The sequence below is a fragment of the uncultured Actinobacillus sp. genome, from assembly GCF_945915845.1.
In the GTDB taxonomy this organism is placed as follows: domain Bacteria; phylum Pseudomonadota; class Gammaproteobacteria; order Enterobacterales; family Pasteurellaceae; genus Exercitatus.
The window spans coordinates 57,249-75,548 of the sequence record NZ_CAMEFX010000004.1; the positions used below are offsets into that span (position 1 = coordinate 57,249).

The 18,300-nt window shown below is 41.9% G+C and carries 16 protein-coding genes and 2 pseudogenes; 8 read left to right on the forward strand and 10 right to left on the reverse strand.

Annotated elements, in window-relative coordinates; all coding sequences use genetic code 11:
• Positions 1–4 precede the first annotated feature (4 nt).
• The 9 genes from Q0O89_RS02445 to recO form a co-directional block, all read right to left on the reverse strand.
• Complete coding sequence (locus Q0O89_RS02445) at positions 5–1,720, reverse strand: FTR1 family protein (RefSeq protein ID WP_293730190.1); 1,716 nt, start codon at positions 1,718–1,720, stop codon at positions 5–7.
• On the reverse strand, positions 1,677–2,870 hold the full coding sequence (gene efeB / locus Q0O89_RS02450; RefSeq protein WP_293730191.1) for an iron uptake transporter deferrochelatase/peroxidase subunit: 1,194 nt from the start codon (positions 2,868–2,870) through the stop codon (positions 1,677–1,679). The genes Q0O89_RS02445 and efeB overlap by 44 nt, the downstream gene beginning before the upstream one ends.
• A 9-nt stretch (positions 2,871–2,879) precedes the next feature.
• Positions 2,880–3,692 carry an iron uptake system protein EfeO gene (gene efeO / locus Q0O89_RS02455; protein ID WP_293730192.1) on the reverse strand — a complete coding sequence of 271 codons (813 nt, stop codon included), beginning with the start codon at positions 3,690–3,692 and terminating at the stop codon, positions 2,880–2,882.
• A gap of 209 nt (positions 3,693–3,901) precedes the next feature.
• Entirely contained in the window at positions 3,902–4,501 is a 600-nt protein-coding gene (slyD, locus tag Q0O89_RS02460; protein WP_135710287.1) for a peptidylprolyl isomerase, read from the reverse strand.
• Between the two features lie 68 nt (positions 4,502–4,569).
• Entirely contained in the window at positions 4,570–5,271 is a 702-nt protein-coding gene (locus Q0O89_RS02465) for an SIMPL domain-containing protein (protein ID WP_273403754.1), read from the reverse strand.
• A 9-nt stretch (positions 5,272–5,280) separates the two neighbouring features.
• The gene (locus tag Q0O89_RS02470) at positions 5,281–5,640 is read right to left on the reverse strand and encodes a diacylglycerol kinase (RefSeq protein WP_135710290.1); all 360 of its coding nucleotides are present in this window, start codon (positions 5,638–5,640) and stop codon (positions 5,281–5,283) included.
• Between the two features lie 76 nt (positions 5,641–5,716).
• Positions 5,717–7,939: a GTP diphosphokinase gene (gene relA, locus Q0O89_RS02475; protein ID WP_293730193.1), complete on the reverse strand. Its 2,223-nt coding sequence runs from the start codon at positions 7,937–7,939 to the stop codon at positions 5,717–5,719.
• Between the two features lie 9 nt (positions 7,940–7,948).
• The gene (gene rlmD, locus Q0O89_RS02480; RefSeq protein WP_293730194.1) at positions 7,949–9,277 is read right to left on the reverse strand and encodes a 23S rRNA (uracil(1939)-C(5))-methyltransferase RlmD; all 1,329 of its coding nucleotides are present in this window, start codon (positions 9,275–9,277) and stop codon (positions 7,949–7,951) included.
• Positions 9,277–9,996 (reverse strand): DNA repair protein RecO, encoded by a 720-nt coding sequence (gene recO / locus Q0O89_RS02485; protein ID WP_293730201.1) that lies wholly within the window; start codon positions 9,994–9,996, stop codon positions 9,277–9,279. The genes rlmD and recO overlap by 1 nt, the downstream gene beginning before the upstream one ends.
• A 242-nt stretch (positions 9,997–10,238) precedes the next feature.
• Here recO and rbsD point away from each other — a divergent pair, with 242 nt between their 5' ends.
• From rbsD to Q0O89_RS02525, 8 genes and pseudogenes are all read left to right on the forward strand, one after another.
• Complete coding sequence (gene rbsD, locus Q0O89_RS02490; RefSeq protein ID WP_293730195.1) at positions 10,239–10,658, forward strand: D-ribose pyranase; 420 nt, start codon at positions 10,239–10,241, stop codon at positions 10,656–10,658.
• Positions 10,659–10,667: 9 nt separating this feature from the next.
• Positions 10,668–12,164: a ribose ABC transporter ATP-binding protein RbsA gene (gene rbsA, locus Q0O89_RS02495; RefSeq protein WP_293730196.1), complete on the forward strand. Its 1,497-nt coding sequence runs from the start codon at positions 10,668–10,670 to the stop codon at positions 12,162–12,164.
• A 15-nt stretch (positions 12,165–12,179) separates the two neighbouring features.
• A complete protein-coding gene (gene rbsC, locus Q0O89_RS02500) occupies positions 12,180–13,145 on the forward strand; it encodes a ribose ABC transporter permease (RefSeq protein WP_273318016.1) in 966 nt (321 codons plus the stop codon).
• Positions 13,146–13,163: 18 nt separating this feature from the next.
• Positions 13,164–14,042 (forward strand): ribose ABC transporter substrate-binding protein RbsB, encoded by an 879-nt coding sequence (gene rbsB, locus Q0O89_RS02505; RefSeq protein WP_293730197.1) that lies wholly within the window; start codon positions 13,164–13,166, stop codon positions 14,040–14,042.
• Positions 14,043–14,094: 52 nt separating this feature from the next.
• The gene (gene rbsK / locus Q0O89_RS02510; protein WP_293730198.1) at positions 14,095–15,030 is read left to right on the forward strand and encodes a ribokinase; all 936 of its coding nucleotides are present in this window, start codon (positions 14,095–14,097) and stop codon (positions 15,028–15,030) included.
• 12 nt (positions 15,031–15,042) lie between these two features.
• Entirely contained in the window at positions 15,043–16,044 is a 1,002-nt protein-coding gene (locus Q0O89_RS02515) for a substrate-binding domain-containing protein (protein ID WP_293730199.1), read from the forward strand.
• A 39-nt stretch (positions 16,045–16,083) separates the two neighbouring features.
• Complete coding sequence (locus tag Q0O89_RS02520) at positions 16,084–16,734, forward strand: pseudouridine synthase (protein WP_293730200.1); 651 nt, start codon at positions 16,084–16,086, stop codon at positions 16,732–16,734.
• An 18-nt stretch (positions 16,735–16,752) separates the two neighbouring features.
• Positions 16,753–17,207: pseudogene (locus Q0O89_RS02525) on the forward strand (NUDIX hydrolase).
• A 163-nt stretch (positions 17,208–17,370) separates the two neighbouring features.
• Here the strand turns inward: Q0O89_RS02525 and Q0O89_RS02530 are convergent.
• Positions 17,371–18,300: pseudogene (locus tag Q0O89_RS02530) on the reverse strand (hypothetical protein); the annotation flags it as partial.

Below are 18,300 nucleotides of genomic sequence, written 5' to 3' on the forward strand. Positions count from 1 at the left end.
CGATTTATTTTCCCATCACTTTCACCACCACCGGAATTAACGCCAAATAAACCAGCTGTGCGGCTAGTCCTTCCATTGAAGCATAAAAGCCAATAGCGGTAATATTCGGTAGCCCGTCAATAATATGGCGTGGTAGCATTTGTGTCAGTTGCAAGGCCTGAATACTAACTCCAAGGATTTTAAAGCCAAGCCCGTAAATCAAGACTGTCATCACTTTGAATAGATGATGGATCGGCAATTTGTGGGAAAAGCGTAGCATCGCCCACGCCATTATCGCTAACAAAATAAGGGCAGATAAAATCCCCAGCAAGAAATCTTGCATCGTCATTAACGGCAACATTCCTGCGTAAAATAAAATCGTTTCTGCCCCTTCTCGAAAGACCGACAAGAAACTCAACGCCAACATTGAGAATAAGCTCCCAGTAGCAAGGGCTTGGGCAACCTGTTTATTGATAAAGTTTTGCCAACCTTTGAGCGAAGCCTTGCTATGCAGCCACGCCCCGACAAAAAGCATCATCAAAACTGCCACAATTCCCACTGCACCTTCGAGAATTTCACGGTTTGTGCCTGCGGAAATGGCAGGGAAAAGTTGTTGCAAGGCAATAGCTCCGACAATACTTGCTACAACGCCCAATCCAGCCCCAACATAAACCCAGCGTCTTGCTTGGGGTTGGTTGGCTACATTTAGGGTGGTAAGCAATGCCATAATAATCAATAAGGCTTCCGTTCCTTCACGCAATAAAATCAGCATTGCATCAACAATGCCATAGCTTGAAGCTAGATCGAGCCGTTGCAAATCGTCAAGTAAGGTTCTGAAATGTACTAGATTTTCCGCCTGATTGCCCTTCACCAAAATGACTGGTAAATCGCTTTCCACCCGATTATATAACGCACCGTCCCGTGTTCGCACTTCCCCTTCAAAGACTGCCCATTGCTGAATAAAGAGCGTAATGTTCGCTTGTCCTTGCGAAATTAGGTTCTCACTAAAGGCTTGATAACTTTTTTCCAGTAACGCAATGCCGTCTTTCAATGTGGTAGGCGCATCGGCTTGCACTGCTTGTGGTTGTAACTGTTTGCCCGATTTAAAATCCGCTAAAGCATCGCCTAATTTGACCGCTTGTGTTTGCATTTCAGGGAAATTTGCTGGTTCAGACAACATCGCAATTCGCAATAAGGTCATCGCCGTTTCAATCTGCCCGTAATGTCCAAGACTGGTTTCTCTCACCACTTTTTCATTCAGCGTCCAGGTTTGGTTAAACCGTTTATAGGCTTGTTGAACCGCATCTAAATCCTGTTGCTGTACCGCTTGCAACAGTTTCTGATAAACAGGCATCACTCGTTTGGCAAATTGCTGACGCTTCTGTTCGTAATCTACGGGGTTTTGCTCTTTCTCAAAAGCATAAAGATCCTTGGAAAGTTGCTCAAAATGGGCTAAATCAGGTTGAGCAATCGCAATTTTCAGCGAAGAACTGACCGCTTGTCCTGCTTGCGATTGATGGCTTGGGATCGCTTCAAAATCTTGCTGTAAAGCGGTCAAATAGGGCTGAGATTTTGCACTTTCCCCTTTTTTCACTTCCGCCATTGCATCGGATAAATGCACAAATAAGTGGCTGGTTTCCACCTTTGCATAAGCAACGCCCAGCGTTAAGCTGAGCGTAAATACGACAGAAAAGCGGTTAAAGTTGTTCAAACAATGATTTACCCAAGTAATCATTTTCATCTTTAACTCCTGCAAAGCACGCAAATAATCCGCTACCGATATGGGTAATGTATTCATTCATCTTGTCAATATTGCCAAGGCTGTTTTGAATGGTAATAAATTGTTGCGGATCTTTTTGGAATGAGATAAACAACAAGCCTGCATCAAACTGCCCTGTTTTCGGATCAACACCGCTGGCATAAGAGAAGGAACGTCTTAACATCTGTAACCCTGTCTTTTTCGCCAAATGTAAATGGGAAATTTCAGGAATAACTGGATTGCCTTTTTCATCTTTCTGCTCAAGATTAACCGTATCAAACTCCTGTTTCTTCCCAATCGGCGCACCGCTATCCCGATGGCGACCAAAGGTTTCTTCTTGCCCGTTGAGATTTGTGCGATCCCAAGTTTCCAAGTGCATCTGAATACGGCGAGCCACTAAAAATGTCCCGTTTTTCAACCAGTTATCGTCCTGATACCAAACGGCTTCATCAAGAGCTTTGCCTTGTGGATTACCCGTGCCGTCTTTAAAACCGAACAGGTTGCGTGGCGTATCGCCCCCTTCAAAGGAATTAAAACCGGCTTGGCTCCAACGCATTGTAATATTCGCACGAGCGGCACGCACCAAGTTACGAACAGCGTGGAATGCCACTTGCGGATCGTCGGCACAGGCTTGGATACAGATGTCGCCGCCGGTGTAATGCTCTTTGAGCTGATCTCGTGGAAAGTGCGGTAGATCTTTAAGCTGTTTTGGCTTGAACTGTGCAATGCCCAGCTTATCAAAGAAAGAAGCGGTAACACCAAAGGTTAGGGTGAGATTGTACGGATTTAAACTGTCCGCTTCGCCCGTATCGGTTGGCGGAATATAGGCATTGTCAGGGTAGCTTTTCACATTCAGCCCCTGCGTTAATTTCGCACTATAATCCGTCCATATTTTAAACATCTCTTTGATTTTATTAAGATCGGTAGAATGTAGATCTAGCACCATAAAATAGATATTTTTTTGTGCAGGTGTAGCGATACCTTGCTGGTGAATACCATAAAACGGATAGAGATTTTTAATTTTCGGTGTGGCACGTGGTTCTAAAGCAAACGCTGGGGACGCCATTACGCCCGCCCCCACTAAGGCAACTTGTTTAAGAAACACACGGCGATCAGTTGATTTTTCGCTCATTGTTTACCCTCATTTACCCAAAAGAATACCCATTTGCGCTAAAGGCTCGCCCAATTTATTCACCGCTTCCGCCAGTGCTTTAATCTCTTTATCGGTTAAATCTGTGTAAGGCACATAATCATAGCCGTCTTTTGCCTTATTATGTTTCGCCAATAACACATTCACATCTTGGAAGCGATCAGCAATCTCTTTTGCCAATTTCGCATCTTTTTGCTCTAATTTTGGCTTAAAGATCTCATAAATTTTTTCCGCCCCTTCAATGTTGGCTTTGAAATCATAAAGGTCAGTTTTTGAGAAAATCTCTTCTTCGCCCGTTACTTTTGTGGTGGATACTTCATTTAACAAATCCACCGCACCGGTAATCATTAAATCAGGGGTGACTTCCGCCGTTGGAATTTTCGCACGCAGCTCTTTCACATCTTTGATCAACTGATCGGCGGTTGCTTCTGTGCCTTTTGTGGTATTTTGCTCCCAAAGCACTTTCTCAATTTTATGGAAACCCGACCAATCTTTCTCGGTTTTTCCTTCTTCAGTTAAATCCGCAAGACGAGCATCAATACGAGGGTCTAAATCGCCAAAACTCTCTGCAATCGGCTCTGAACGCTCAAAATACATCCGTGCAAGCGGATAGATTTGCTTCGCATTTTGCACATCGCCGCTTTTCAAATAGCCGACGAATTTTTCAGTATCCGCAACCAACTGATCAATTTGCCCAACCACAAATTCCTTATAAGTTTGGGTTTCTTTGGATAAATCCGTTGCAAAAACTGAAGTGGCAACAAATAAACTTGAAATCGCAAGGGTGAGGGATTTTAAACGCATAAGTTCTCCTTTATTTATATGGTGTAAATGAAATTAATTCTCAATAAGATTAATGCATTAAGATAATTTTTGCAACCAAATTTAGGGGGGGGATTTTGGGGATAGTCAGATTTTCATTGGCAATGACGATCTGATAATTCTTCCCCAAAAAAAACAACCGCGCTTTATCCAATGACAAAGCGCGGTTTATTTTTATCTTAAATCAGACATTAGTGGTGATGGTGTCCACCGCAACCACAGCCGCCGTGACCGTGGTGATGATCGTGGTCGTGATGATGGTGACCATGACCGCCGCAACATTCGTGTTCTTCATCGTGATCGTGACCGCCACAACCGCAGCCGTGTTCGCTGTGAAGATGGCCGTGTGCGATTTCTTCTAACGTGGCTTCGCGAGTTGCGACTACTTCAACGGTAAAGTGTAATTCTTGACCGGCTAACATATGGTTACCGTCAACCACCACTTCATCGCCTGACACTTCGGTGATGATAACAGGTAATGGCCCCATATCCGTATCCGCAATAAAACGCATACCCACTTCTAATTCATCTACGCCCACAAACACATCTTTTGGTACGCGTTGAACCATATTTTCATTGTATTCGCCATAACCTTCTTCAGGTTTAACACGAACTTCAAATTTATCACCAACAGATTTGCCTTCTAAGGCATTTTCTAAACCAACAACTAAATTGTTATGACCTTGTAAATACTCTAAGGGTTGGTTCGCCGGTGCTTCGTCAACTAATACACCGTCTTCTGTGCGAACTTGGTAAGCGATACTTACGACAACATTTTTTGCTACTTTCATTTTGTTTCCTTATAGGGAGTTAAAATCGGCGGTATTGTATAGGATCTATACCGCCCTGTCATTATTGTTTACTGCTCTAACTCAATGGTGGCATGGAGCGTACTTTTCAAGTGTGTGGTACCACTTTCTAATTGCACCGGTTCTGCGCTTTTTGCTGCCGCCACCATTGGCGCGCTATCCATGGCGTAATTTCGGGCAAATCCCACGTCTTCACTCATTTTTTGGAAATTCAATGTGACGATACGATAACCTTTTGCCTGCAGTGTATCCGTTGTGAGTTGTGCTTTTTGACGGAATTTTTCCAACACCGCTTTCGTCATTTCATCTTCCAATTGATGTTGCACCTCTTTTGACAATTTTGCTTGCACAAAATCAATGGAAAAAAGATCGGAAATGTCGTCAATTACCTGCGAAAGTGCAAAGAAATCCTTGCTTTCCAACACTAAATCCGCACGTTCAATCCAGCCTGTTTTACGTCCTTTTTCATTATAACGCGCCGAAGTATGACGATTATTTTGTTGAATTTTCACCGCACTTTGCGCCTTAATTTTTGTCAAGGCTTGATTTAATTTTTCAGAAATATTTTTGTGCAAGGCTTTTAAATCCGTATTTTCTTCTTGAAGAAAAAGACCGACTTGCAAAATATCCATCGTCACTTCTTTTTCCACATCGACGGAAAAATTAACGCGCGGCAATTTAGGTTCTTCCGTTTTTTCTTGTGCTAACGCTGTCAACGGCAATGCCAATAAAATTAAAAAGAGTTTTTTCATCCCATTTCCTTAAAAGAATAAAACCGCCGCCCAAACCATCGCCAAATTCACCAAGGCGACAAAAACGGCTGCCGAGCCTTGATCTTTGGCACGTCCTGATAATTCGTGGCGTTCTGTGCCAATGCGATCAATGGCACATTCCACCGCGCTATTGAGCAATTCTGCAATAAGCACAATTAAATAAGCCCCGATCATTAAAATCAATTCGATTTTATTGCTTGCCAAGATAAAGGCTAAGGGCACAAGAAAAATCCCGAGCAACACTTCGTGACGAAACGCCGCTTCATTTTTAAATGCGCTACGCAGACCTTGTAGCGAATATTTGGTTGAATTAATTAAATGGGTTAAGCCTGTGGTTTTGTATTCCATAAAAAGTCCTAAATATTGATAAACCCTATACGAGCCGTATAGGGTTACTTAATCCGAGCCGCTCTGCGGCTCTGGTTTATAACCGTTTTACATCAATCACATCTTCCAGCGCGGAAAGTCGAGCTAAGATTTTGCTGAGCATTTCTACGTTGTTCAACTGAATCTCTAAATCCATGGTGGCGGTTTGGCGTTTGTTGTCTGAACGACTTGAAACCCCGGTCACGCTGATTTTTTCATTTGCCAACACAGTCGTAATATCACGCAATAATCCGTTGCGGTCGCTTGCCAAAACGCGAATCATCACATGATAGGCGGTATGATGATCTTGATTACCCCAACTGGTTTCGACTACACGTTCAGGGTGTGCATTGGCGAGTTCAGCAAGCTGTTCACAGTCCGCGCGATGAATAGAAATACCGCGCCCTTGGGTGACATAACCGACAATTTGGTCCCCGGGCAATGGTTGGCAACAACGCGCCATGCTGTGCATCAAATTATCTACGCCCTCCACCACAATATAGCCTTTCTTTTCGGCTTTTTGTTGGGCATAAATAGCACTTTTCTGCGTAACGTGACGCAAAATTTCATCATCCGCTTCTTGCGCCGTTGGTTTGACCAACTTGCTTTGCAAGAAGTTCATTAACTGATTTAGTTTTATATCACCACTACCAATACCGTTATACAAATCATCCAAATGTTTTAAGTTATAACGAGGTAAGGCTAATTGTTCCGCTTGTTTTAAGGTTAACCCCAAGCGGTTAAGTTCCGTATCAAATTGCTCTTTGCCGAGCGGAATATTTTTATCACGGTCGAGTTTTTTGAAAAATGCTGCAATTTTTGACCGCGCTTTTTGGGTATGGGTAAAGCCTGAATTGGGGTTTAGCCAGTCGCGGCTTGGATTTGGGTTCTTTTGGGTGATAATTTCTAATTGATCGCCCATTTGTAGCTGATAAGTAAAAGGTACAATGCGCCCGGCCACTTTCGCCCCAATACAACGATGCCCCACATCGCTATGAATAGCGTAAGCAAAATCCAAGGGTGTTGAGCCCGTTGGCAAATCAACCACTTCACCTTTTGGCGTAAACACATAAACACGATCATCAAACACTTGGCTACGCATTTCATCCAGCATTTCTGTACTGCTTGCCATATCATCTTGCCACGCCAACAGTTTACGTAACCAAGAGATTTTTTCTTCGTAGGCAGACATTGAGCCGGTGGAGCCTTCTTTGTATTTCCAGTGTGCCGCCACACCCAATTCCGCATCATCGTGCATTTTTTGAGTACGAATCTGTACTTCAATAGGTTTATCGCCTTTACCTAACACCACCGTATGAATCGATTGATAGCCATTCGGTTTTGGATTGGCGATATAATCATCAAATTCTTTGGATAAATGTTGGTATTTAGTATGAATAATGCCCAATGCCGTATAGCAATCTTGCAATGTCGGCACTAATACACGCACGGCGCGAATATCGTATAACCCACTAAATTCCAAATGTTTCTTCTGCATTTTACGCCAAATGCTGTAAATATGTTTTGGACGACCATAAACCGCGGCATTGGCAATACTTTCGCTGAGATAGCCCGATAATTCGGACACAAAATCTTGAATATATTGTTCGCGATCAAGGCGACGTTCTTTCAGTTGTTTGGCAATATTGAAATATTCGTCAGGCTGTAAATTACGGAAACAATAATCTTCCAATTCCCATTTTAATTGACCAATACCCAAACGATTAGCAAGGGGCGCATAAATATTAGAACATTCTTTGGCGGCGGCAATTTTTTCCGCTTCCGTATAACGCTTGTCCGCATCGCGAAGATAGGTAATTCGTTCGGCAAGTTTGATAATCACACAACGGAAATCATCTACCATTGCCAATAACATTCGGCGAATATTGTCCACTTGTGAGCTATCGCCTGATTGACTGGCGTTTAATTGGCGAATATTGTTCATCACCACAACACCTTTGACGAGCTTACAGATTTTCGGGCCAAAATCTTCTTTGATTTGCTCGATATTCACAATCTTGGCATTCACCACAGGAAAAAGCATCGCCGCTAACAGCGTATCGCCATCCATATTCAGACTATGCAAAATATCCACCATTTCCACACCATCGCGCAGATACCAATGGCTATTTAAGAAAAGTTGTTGCGCTTTTTCTTGAGCGTAATTCCACGCGCGCACCAAATTTTGTTCCGTTTCAACAGGCAAATTCAAAGATTGACACCAGTCTGTCACAGCAAAATCTTTTGGGTTTAACAGGTGAGAACCGCGCACAGCAACCATAAAACGTCCTTATTCTTTTCGTTCAAATAATGAGATACTTTCGAGATGACCGGTATGAGGAAACATATCAACCATTGCTACTTTAGCCAACCGATAACCGGATTTCAGCAATATTTCCGCATCACGCACCAATGTAGCCGGATTACAGGATACATAAAGTATTTTTTCTGCTGCCAACTCAACCAACGCACTTAAAGCAAAAGCCGCACCGCTACGTGGTGGATCTAACAAAATTTTGTTAAATTTCTGCTTTGCCCAAGGTTGTTCAGCAAAAGAGCTATCAAGATCGGTCTGATAAAATTCGACATTCAAACACCCATTTTGTTCAGCATTTCTAGTCGCCTTTTTGACCATATCCCAAACACCCTCAATGCCCACCGCACTTTGCACGTAACGACTTAAAGGAAGCGTAAAATTCCCCATCCCACAAAACAAATCCAACACCCGATCTTCAGGGGTCAAGGCTAACCAATCCAAGGCCGTTTGAACCATCTTCTGATTAAGCGGCGCGTTGACTTGAATAAAATCACGAATATCAAAATTTAAACGCAACCCATTCAATTGATAAAAGGGCAACTCACCACAAAGATGTTGAATTTGCGCATTATCTTGCACAAACAAACTCAACGCATGTTGTGCGGCAAACGCCATTAACAAAGCGCGGTCGGCTTCTGACAAGTTTTGTGTCACACGTAACAACATCGCCACCCCATTATCCGCCGACACGAGTTCCATGTGTCCCACGGATTTAGGTTGACCAAATTGCATAAAAAGTTCGGTTAATTTAGGCAGTAAATTATTCAATACAGGCTCAATCACATCACAATGATCAACCGCCACAATCTGTGACGCTCCCTTCTGACGAAAGCCAATCTCAAGTTTCTTGGTTTTTGTATTGAATAACATACTCAAGCGAGCACGGCGGCGATACCCCCATTGTTCTCCCACAATCATCGGCATCAGCTCAACATCTGCCTGCAAATTTTGCAGCCGCCGGAATAAGGATTTTTGCTTGGCGAAACGTTGCATTTCAACGGGAATATGCTGAGACTGACAACCGCCACAAACCCCATAAAAAGCACATTTAGGCGTTTGACGCACCGCACTTGCCGACAAAATCTTTTGTGCCACCGCCAAACCGTATTGACGTTTTTCTTCCGTCACACGCATTTGAACCCGTTCTGTCGGCAACGCATTTTCCACAAACCACGTTTTCCCTTGGATTTTTGCCACGCCTAACCCTTGATAATCAAGATCAACAATGTCCACCACCTGATTTTGTGAAGAAAAGTGCGGTGCTTTTTGGGTTGGTTTTTGAGAAGTGTAGAATAATGCCATTATTTTAAATGTAATATGTTTTGAGTGAATAATTCTCGACTTTTCAAGGGCTTATTGCCCAAATAAGGCTTTAACGCAATCCGCGTAAACCGCTTTGCCGCCTGTAAAACCGAAGGTTCTCGAAAATCTTGCGCATCAAAAGCCAACAACTCGCGACCATAAAAGGTCAAATTATCCTTAATCAAAGACGCAATAAATCCTTTTTCTTCACGATAACGATAAGTCATTTCGCTATCTACAGGCAACCCCGAACCGGCACAATGGGTAAAACTCACCCCATAACCTAGGGTTTGTAACAACTGAAATTCAAAGGTACGCAAGGCAGGCTCAACGAAATCTTCCGCCGCCAAACGGGTCAAACAACATAAATAATCTTGAAATAACGCCCCATTCGGCGTTTCAGGCTCGATTACCCGACACAGCAATTCATTCACATAAAACCCACTAAACAACGCCGTTTGTTGCAAAGGTAGGGTAATCGCCGCAGGTTCTGCTTTAGTCAAGGTCTTTAAACTGCCTTTTCCCGACCAGCGCAACAACAATGGGGTAAAGGGTTGCAACACACTTTTCCACGCCGAACGTTTCGCACGCGCGCCCTTTGCAAGTACAGTCAACCGCCCTGCTTCTTCCGTAAACAGATCCACCAACAAACTTGTTTCACTATACGCCTTACGGTGCAACACAAACCCGCGCTGGAAATTTTCAATGGTCACGTAAATTGTCAATGATGCGATTAAAAAGTCGGGGTATTCTAACAGAAAATTGACCGCACTTTTAGCATTATCTTAAATAAGATATACCCATAATCTTCAAGTAATCTTCGCTAAAAATAAATTTTGTGATCCACTTCACAGAACAAGAAAAAACCGATTTTATTTTTTATTGTTTTCCGTTATTTTGCGTAAAAAATGTTATCGAAACGTTTCGATGAGCAGAAAAATAATATGAAGGAGCGTAAAAAGTGAAAAAAACGACAATTTTAAATGCTCAACTTTCTCATGCTATTGCGACCCTTGGGCATACCGATATGATCACAATTTGTGATGCGGGATTACCTATTCCTGAATTTGTGGAGCGCATTGATTTAGCGTTAACCAAAAGTATTCCTTGTTTTCTTGACACGCTTTATGCCACCACCAGCGAAATGTTTGTAGAACGTGCTATTTTGGCGGATGAGATTAAACAAAAAAATCCACAAATTTTGACCGCACTTTTAGCGCATTTGAGCGAATTGGAAAAAGCGCAAGGCAATAACATTCCTGTGGAATATATTTCCCATGAAGAATTCAAAAAACTGAGCCATGAATCCAAAGCGATTGTGCGTTCTGGGGAATGTTCACCTTATGCGAATGTTATTTTAGTGTCCGGTGTGCCATTTTAGGACGATGTTATGGAACGAGAAACACTCTTAAAAATTAGTGGTGTCGATAAATCTTTCCCAGGCGTGAAAGCTTTAAGTCATGCCTGTTTATCTGTTTATGCAGGGCGTGCTATGGCATTAATGGGGGAAAATGGTGCAGGTAAGTCAACATTAATGAAAGTACTGACAGGGATTTATAGTAAAGATGCTGGTACGATTGAATATCTTGGTCATCAAGTGGCGTTCAAAGGTCCGAAACACTCACAAGAAGCAGGCATCAGCATTATTCACCAAGAATTAAATTTAGTGGGTAATTTAACCATTGCAGAGAATATTTTCTTGGGACGTGAATTTACTACGCCTTTTGGCTCTATCGATTGGAAAAAAATGCACGCAGAAGCGGATAAGCTGTTAGCGCGCTTAAATGTCTCTCATAGTAGCCATCAACTTTGTTCAGAACTATCTATTGGTGAACAGCAAATGGTTGAAATTGCCAAAGCCTTAAGTTTTGAAAGCAAAGTCATCATTATGGATGAACCAACGGATGCATTAACGGATACAGAAACTGAAGCCTTATTCAAGGTTATTCGTGAGCTAAAAGCGGAAAAACGAGGCATTGTTTATATTTCACATCGTATTAAAGAAATTTTTGAAATTTGTGATGATGTGACAGTTTTACGCGATGGTCAATTTATCGGTGAAGTGGCCGTTGCGGAGTTAACTGAAGATCGTTTGATTGAAATGATGGTTGGACGCCGTCTTGATGAGCAATATCCTCATGTTGATGTTCCTGAAGGTGAAGTCCGTTTAGAAGTTAACCAGCTCTCTGGTAGTGGTGTGCACAACGTGAGCTTTACATTGCGTGCGGGCGAAATTTTAGGCATTTCAGGCTTAATGGGTGCAGGACGCACAGAATTAATGAAAGTGCTTTATGGGGCGTTGCCTAAAGAAAGTGGTGAAGTGCGGTTAAATGGAAAAGCGATTTCAAATCATTGTCCACAAGATGGTTTGGATAATGGTATTGTTTATATTTCAGAAGATCGTAAAGGTGATGGTCTAATTTTAGGCATGTCTGTAAAAGAAAATATGTCATTGACCGCCTTAGATCATTTTTCAAAAGCTTGCCGTATTCGCCATGATTCGGAGCAACTTGTGGTAGATGATTTTATTCTCATGTTCAATATTAAAACCCCTAGCCGTGATCAGCAAATTGGTTTGCTATCAGGGGGAAACCAACAGAAAGTAGCGATTGCAAAAGGGTTAATGACTCGCCCTAATGTTTTAATTTTAGATGAACCAACACGTGGCGTTGATGTGGGGGCAAAAAAAGAAATTTACCAACTCATTAATAAATTTAAACAAGATGGCTTGAGTATCATTATTGTGTCATCAGAAATGCCTGAAGTGTTGGGAATGTCCGACCGCATATTAGTAATGCGCGAAGGGCGAATTAGTGGTGAATTTTCTCGCGAAGACGCGACACAAGAAAAATTACTTGCCGCTGCAATTGGTAAAAGTGCGGTTTAAACTGACGGAGTTTTTATGAGTACGCAAAATACGTTCAAATTAGGCAAATTCTTACTTGAACAACGTTCTATTGTGGCGTTATTGGTTCTGATTGCCATTGTTTCATTTATCAACCCTGATTTTTTCTCGATTGATAATATTCTCAATATTCTTCGCCAAACATCGGTGAATGCGATTATTGCGGTGGGAATGACATTCGTGATTTTAATTGCAGGGATCGATTTATCTGTCGGCTCTGTATTGGCATTGACCGGCGCGATTGCAGCATCACTTGTAGGCAGTGAATATCCGATTTTATTGGTAATACCTGCAGTTTTAGTACTAGGTACATTACTCGGCGGTATTAGTGGCGCCATTGTGGCAAAAGGGAAAGTTCAAGCCTTTATCGCTACCTTAGTGACGATGACATTATTACGTGGTGTGACCATGGTTTATACCGATGGTCGTCCAATTAGTACAGGCTTTTCCGATGCCGCCGATCAGTTTGCATTTTTAGGAACAGGCTATTTATTAGGAATTCCTGTGCCAATTTGGTTAATGGCCATTGTTTTTGCGGTGGCTTGGTACATTTTAAAACACACCCGAATTGGACGTTATATTTATGCCTTAGGGGGTAATGAAGCTGCAACGCAACTTTCAGGGATTAATGTCAATAAAATCAAAGTATTTGTTTTTGCTGTCAGCGGTTTCTTATCTGCCTTAGCGGGGTTGATCGTGACTTCACGTCTATCATCAGCACAACCTACAGCCGGCGTTTCTTATGAATTAGACGCGATTGCTGCAGTCGTTGTTGGCGGAACAAGTTTAATGGGCGGTAAAGGGCGCGTTATGGGAACCCTTATCGGTGCCTTAATTATTGGTTTCCTAAATAACGCATTAAATTTATTAGATATTTCATCTTATTACCAAATGATTGCCAAAGCGTTAGTGATTTTAGTGGCGGTACTCGCAGACAATTACCTTGGTAGTAAAAAAGCATAACCATCACAGGAGATTCCTATGAAAAAATTAACAACAATCGCATCAGCGTTAGCATTATCTTTCACATTAAGCAGTGCTGCATTAGCGAAAGAGACCATCGCATTAACTGTATCAACCCTTGATAATCCCTTTTTTGTGTCGTTAAAAGATGGCGCGCAGAAAAAAGCGGACGAATTAGGCTATAAATTAGTGGTGTTAGATAGTCAAAACGACCCTGCAAAAGAACTTTCAAATGTAGAAGACTTAACGGTTCGTGGTGCCAAAGTATTATTAATTAATCCAACAGATAGTGCTGCAGTAGGTAATGCAGTGGCGATCGCTAATCGAAACAAAATCCCTGTCATTACCTTAGACCGTGGTGCGGCAAAAGGTGAAGTGGTGAGCCATATTGCGTCAGACAACGTGGCTGGCGGTAAAATGGCTGGCAATTTCATTGCGCAAAAATTAGGAAATGGCGCAAAAGTGATTCAATTAGAAGGTTTAGCCGGTACATCAGCCGCGCGTGAACGTGGGGAAGGTTTTAAACAAGCGGTTGATGAACATAAATTTGCTGTACTTGCCAGCCAACCGGCAGATTTTGACCGAACCAAAGGTTTGAATGTGACAGAAAATCTGTTAGCAAGCAAAGGCGATGTTCAAGCTATCTTTGCGCAAAATGATGAAATGGCGTTAGGTGCATTACGTGCGATTGGCGCGGCAAATAAAAAAGTTCTCGTTGTGGGGTTTGATGGTACAGATGATGGCGTAAAAGCCGTGAAAAGTGGCAAACTTGCAGCGACTATCGCACAACAACCTGAATTAATTGGTAGCCTTGGCGTGGAAGCCGCTGATAAAATCTTAAAAGGTGAAAAAGTTGAGGCGAAAATTCCAGTAGCATTAAAAGTCGTAACGGAATAATGATTTAACTCAAAGGGCGTATATTTACGCCCTATTTTACCGAGGTCACATTATGAAAAAACTCACAATCCTAGGCAGTATTAACGCAGATCATGTGATTTCTGTACCGCACTTTGCTAAACCAGGGGAAACGCTAACCGGTTCAGATTACCATATTGCTTATGGTGGCAAAGGGGCAAATCAAGCGGTGGCGGCGGCGCGCTTGTGCGATAAATTGACAACAGCTATTAGCTTTATTGGTTGTATTGGGGCAGATGGCATTGGGCGAACGATGAAACAGGCCTTTGCGGATGACGGAATTCATGTTGCGCCTATTTTGGAAAAAACAGGGCAAACCACAGGGATTGCTATGATCCAAGTAGCGGCGAGCGGTGAAAATAGTATTGTGATTTCCGCAGGTGCCAATGGGTGTTTGGATGAAGCGCAAGTGGCGCAGTTTGCCGATGAAATTACGCAAGCGGATGCCTTGTTAATGCAACTTGAAACGCCGTTGCCAGCAATTTTGAAAGCCGCAAAATTGGCAAAAGCTCATGGTACAAAAGTGGTATTAAACCCTGCACCGGCACGGAGTTTGCCTGATGAATTATTAAGCCAAATCGATATTATTACCCCGAATGAAACAGAAACGGAAATTTTAACGGGGGTTACCGTGACGGATGAGCAAAGTGCGGCGAACGCGGCGCAAGTTTTTCACCAAAAAGGCATTGCGATGGTGCTGATTACTTTAGGTTCAAAGGGGGTGTATATCAGCGAAAATGGGAAAGGCGAAATTGTGTCAGGTTTTCGGGTTAATGCCGTGGATACCACGGCGGCAGGGGATACTTTTAACGGTGCATTTTTAACCGCACTTTTAGACGGAAAAACCACCATCGATGCCATTAAATTTGCCCACGCGGCGGCGGCGATTAGCGTGACGCGCAAAGGGGCGCAACCATCCATTCCGTCAAGACAGGAAACCTTAGATTTTTTATCGGCTCAGCAACATTAGATTTTTGAACTTATGGCAACAATGAAAGACATCGCGCGTATCGCGCAAGTATCCACCTCAACCGTATCCCATGTGATTAATGGGACGCGGTTTGTGAGTGATGAAATGCGTGAAAAAATTATGGCGGTGGTGCGTGAATTAAATTACCAACCCTCTGCGTTAGCGCGTAGTTTTAAACTGAAAAAAACGCAAACTATCGGTATGTTAGTCACAGCTAGCAATAACCCGTTTTTTGCGGAAGTCGTTGCGGCGGTGGAAGGCTATTGTGCCCAAAATGATTACAATCTCATTTTGACGAATACCAATGGCGATAGCCAACGTTTGCAAAGTAGTTTGCAAATGTTAATCCAAAAACAGGTGGACGGTTTGTTGCTGATGAGTACGGAAACCCATTTGGCGGAGCAGCTTTCTCTTGAGATAAGTATTCCTGCGGTGGTAATGGATTGGTGGCCAACGGCATTAAGTGCGGATAAAATTTTAGAAGATTCTGAGCTGGGCGGTTATCTTGCCACCCAATATTTGCTTGAACAGGGACATCGGAAAATCGGTATTATCACAGGAAATCTACAAAAACCGCTCGCTTTAAATCGTCTCAATGGTTACAAAAAAGCCCTATCCGAAGCGCAAGTTCCCTTAAATCCTCATTGGATTGTGGAAAGCCATTTTGATTTTGAGGGCGGTATTATCGGTATGGAAAAATTGTTGCAACAAAAAGAACGCCCAACCGCCGTATTCGCTTGTAGCGATACTATTGCTGTGGGCGCGTATCAAACTCTTTGGAAACACCAGTTAAGCGTGCCAAAAGATATGTCCATTATTGGCTATGATAATATCGATCTCGCTCAATACCTTGCACCGCCGTTAACCACCGTACATCAACCGAAAATAGAATTGGGCAAATTAGCGGTGGAAACTTTATTGGAACGTATCAAAAATCCTGAAAAAACGAACCGCACTTTAATTCTTAAGCCTGAAGTTATCTCGCGCAGTTCAGTTGCCAGACTCAGCGAATAATTGCTATATTGGCGTTTAAATTTCTTATTCAGCTTGATTATGAAAACGCCAACATTTTATCGCCAACATAAAAAAACACCGACCAAATCTCGTTCTGCGCCCCTTTCTTTAGCGGAAACCAAAATTATTTTGTTCAATAAACCCTTTGATGTGTTAACGCAATTCACTGATGAAAATGGGCGCGCTACACTCAAAGATTTTATTCCTATTCCCAATATCTACGCCGCCGGTCGCCTTGATCGTGACAGTGAAGGCTTGTTGATTTTGACCAACAACGGCACATTACAACATCGTTTAGCGGATCCAAAATTCAAAACGGAAAAAACCTATTGGGTACAAGTTGAAGGTATTCCGACAGAATCAGATTTGGATTTTTTACGCCGAGGCGTAGAACTCAAAGATGGCTTAACTCAACCCGCCAAAGTGCGGTTAATTTCCGAACCGAATTTATGGCAACGCATACCGCCTATCCGTGAACGTAAACAAATTCCCACAAGTTGGCTAGAAATCAAAATCCGCGAAGGCAAAAATCGCCAAGTGCGCCGTATGACTGCCCATATTGGCTTCCCCACTTTGCGCTTAGTACGCTACGCCACAGCGGGCTTAACCATAGATGGCGTTGAAAACGGCAAATACCGCGAATTAAGCGCGGTGGAAATTGAACGAGTTTTTAAATTGATGAAGATATAATAATCAAAGGTATAAATTATGCATAAACCCAATATCACTATGGCTTGTGTCGTGCATTGTAAAGGTAAGTTTTTATTTGTTGAAGAAATCGAATATGGCAATCGCACCTTGAATCAACCTGCCGGGCATTTGGAAAAGGATGAAAGTATTTGCAAGGGGCGAGCCGTGAGCTTTATGAAGAAACGGGGATTCGTGCTGAAATGCAAAAATTGGTCAAAATCTATCAATGGCATGCGCCGCGCAGTCAAACGGATTATTTGCGTTTCGTGTTTGCGTTGGAACTGGATGATTGGGTTGAGGTTACGCCATTGGACAGTGATATTACACGCGGTTTGTGGCTGACTTTAGAGGAATTTAATGCTTATATTGCGCAAGATGGGCAATGTGCGCGTAATCCTTTGGTGATACAAGCGATTCAGGATTATTTGCATGGGGACGGTTATCCTTTGGATATATTGACCGTATTTGAATAATAAAAGAGCCGCAGAGCGGCTCAGATTGAATAATCTTTTGCACAAGACGCTCGTTGAGCTTGTCGAAACGTAAGTCTTGTGTAACGCTGAAATGCCTTATTGTTCGACAAGCTCACCAACCGTGGTTCGGCAGCTCACTAACTGTCATTTCAGTTCTAAATATTTATTCTGCTTTTTTCACTAAAGATTGTATTAATATTTCCTGAGGATATTGTTTAATCACTGATAAGGCTTTTTCTCTTAAATCCTCCAATTTTTTAGGATTTTGAATTAACTCAATACAAGTATCAACTAACTTATCATAGGGCACACCTACAATTCCTTCTAATAATTCTTTTTGATCAATGGTTGTAGTTGGATTTACTTCAGAAACGATGGCAACACCATTATTCATTAAATAAAAACATCGAATTATTTCAAAAATTTCTGCTTCATAATGATGAATGTTAATAACCAGTTTAGATTGTGCAATATATTGATCAAGCTCTTTGCCATAAACACCAGCCAAGGAAACAACATTCAAACCATGTTCTTTAAGTTTTTCTAATATAGTCCGTCTTCTTTCATTAATTGAACCATAAAATAAAACATCAATAGTTTTTTCAACGTTATTATCAATACGTTTTAATTCAGGGACATAGCCAAACTGTAAATGTTGAACATGATTTAATCCTAATTTATTAAATAATTCAATATTTTTACTATTATAATCCCAAACCTGACATTTCGATGCCAAATATAAAATTTTAAAAAAGAAGAACTGGTGATACTCACTAAATTGCCAAGATGGTAATTGTTCTGCATTCACAATAATAGAATTTTTATTTAAACGAATTAAATCCCCCTCGTATAAGTAATGGGGGACTAAAATAATATTAGTGTAGTTGGGATCAGAATAAATAACATTGGAAGTGATTTGTGCATTAAACCCTAATTTACATAATGCAGAATGAATGGCTAATGCACAATCAGCAAACATTTCTTTTGTGTGTTCATGAGCATAAATTGTTGTGATATTTACATTTTCTTGTAGAATTGATTGATTGATTGATTGATTGATTGATTGATTGATTGATTGATTGATTGATTGATT

Bases quoted from the DNA above. Each gene is read 5' to 3' on its own strand.
- Q0O89_RS02445 (WP_293730190.1), bottom strand. From the start codon at position 1,720: ATGAAAATGATTACTTGGGTAAATCATTGTTTGAACAACTTTAACCGC.
- efeB (WP_293730191.1), bottom strand. From the start codon at position 2,870: ATGAGCGAAAAATCAACTGATCGCCGTGTGTTTCTTAAACAAGTTGCC.
- efeO (WP_293730192.1), bottom strand. From the start codon at position 3,692: ATGCGTTTAAAATCCCTCACCCTTGCGATTTCAAGTTTATTTGTTGCC.
- slyD (WP_135710287.1), bottom strand. From the start codon at position 4,501: ATGAAAGTAGCAAAAAATGTTGTCGTAAGTATCGCTTACCAAGTTCGC.
- Q0O89_RS02465 (WP_273403754.1), bottom strand. From the start codon at position 5,271: ATGAAAAAACTCTTTTTAATTTTATTGGCATTGCCGTTGACAGCGTTA.
- Q0O89_RS02470 (WP_135710290.1), bottom strand. From the start codon at position 5,640: ATGGAATACAAAACCACAGGCTTAACCCATTTAATTAATTCAACCAAA.
- relA (WP_293730193.1), bottom strand. From the start codon at position 7,939: ATGGTTGCTGTGCGCGGTTCTCACCTGTTAAACCCAAAAGATTTTGCT.
- rlmD (WP_293730194.1), bottom strand. From the start codon at position 9,277: ATGGCATTATTCTACACTTCTCAAAAACCAACCCAAAAAGCACCGCAC.
- rbsA (WP_293730196.1), top strand. From the start codon at position 10,668: ATGGAACGAGAAACACTCTTAAAAATTAGTGGTGTCGATAAATCTTTC.
- rbsC (WP_273318016.1), top strand. From the start codon at position 12,180: ATGAGTACGCAAAATACGTTCAAATTAGGCAAATTCTTACTTGAACAA.
- rbsB (WP_293730197.1), top strand. From the start codon at position 13,164: ATGAAAAAATTAACAACAATCGCATCAGCGTTAGCATTATCTTTCACA.
- rbsK (WP_293730198.1), top strand. From the start codon at position 14,095: ATGAAAAAACTCACAATCCTAGGCAGTATTAACGCAGATCATGTGATT.
- Q0O89_RS02515 (WP_293730199.1), top strand. From the start codon at position 15,043: ATGGCAACAATGAAAGACATCGCGCGTATCGCGCAAGTATCCACCTCA.
- Q0O89_RS02520 (WP_293730200.1), top strand. From the start codon at position 16,084: ATGAAAACGCCAACATTTTATCGCCAACATAAAAAAACACCGACCAAA.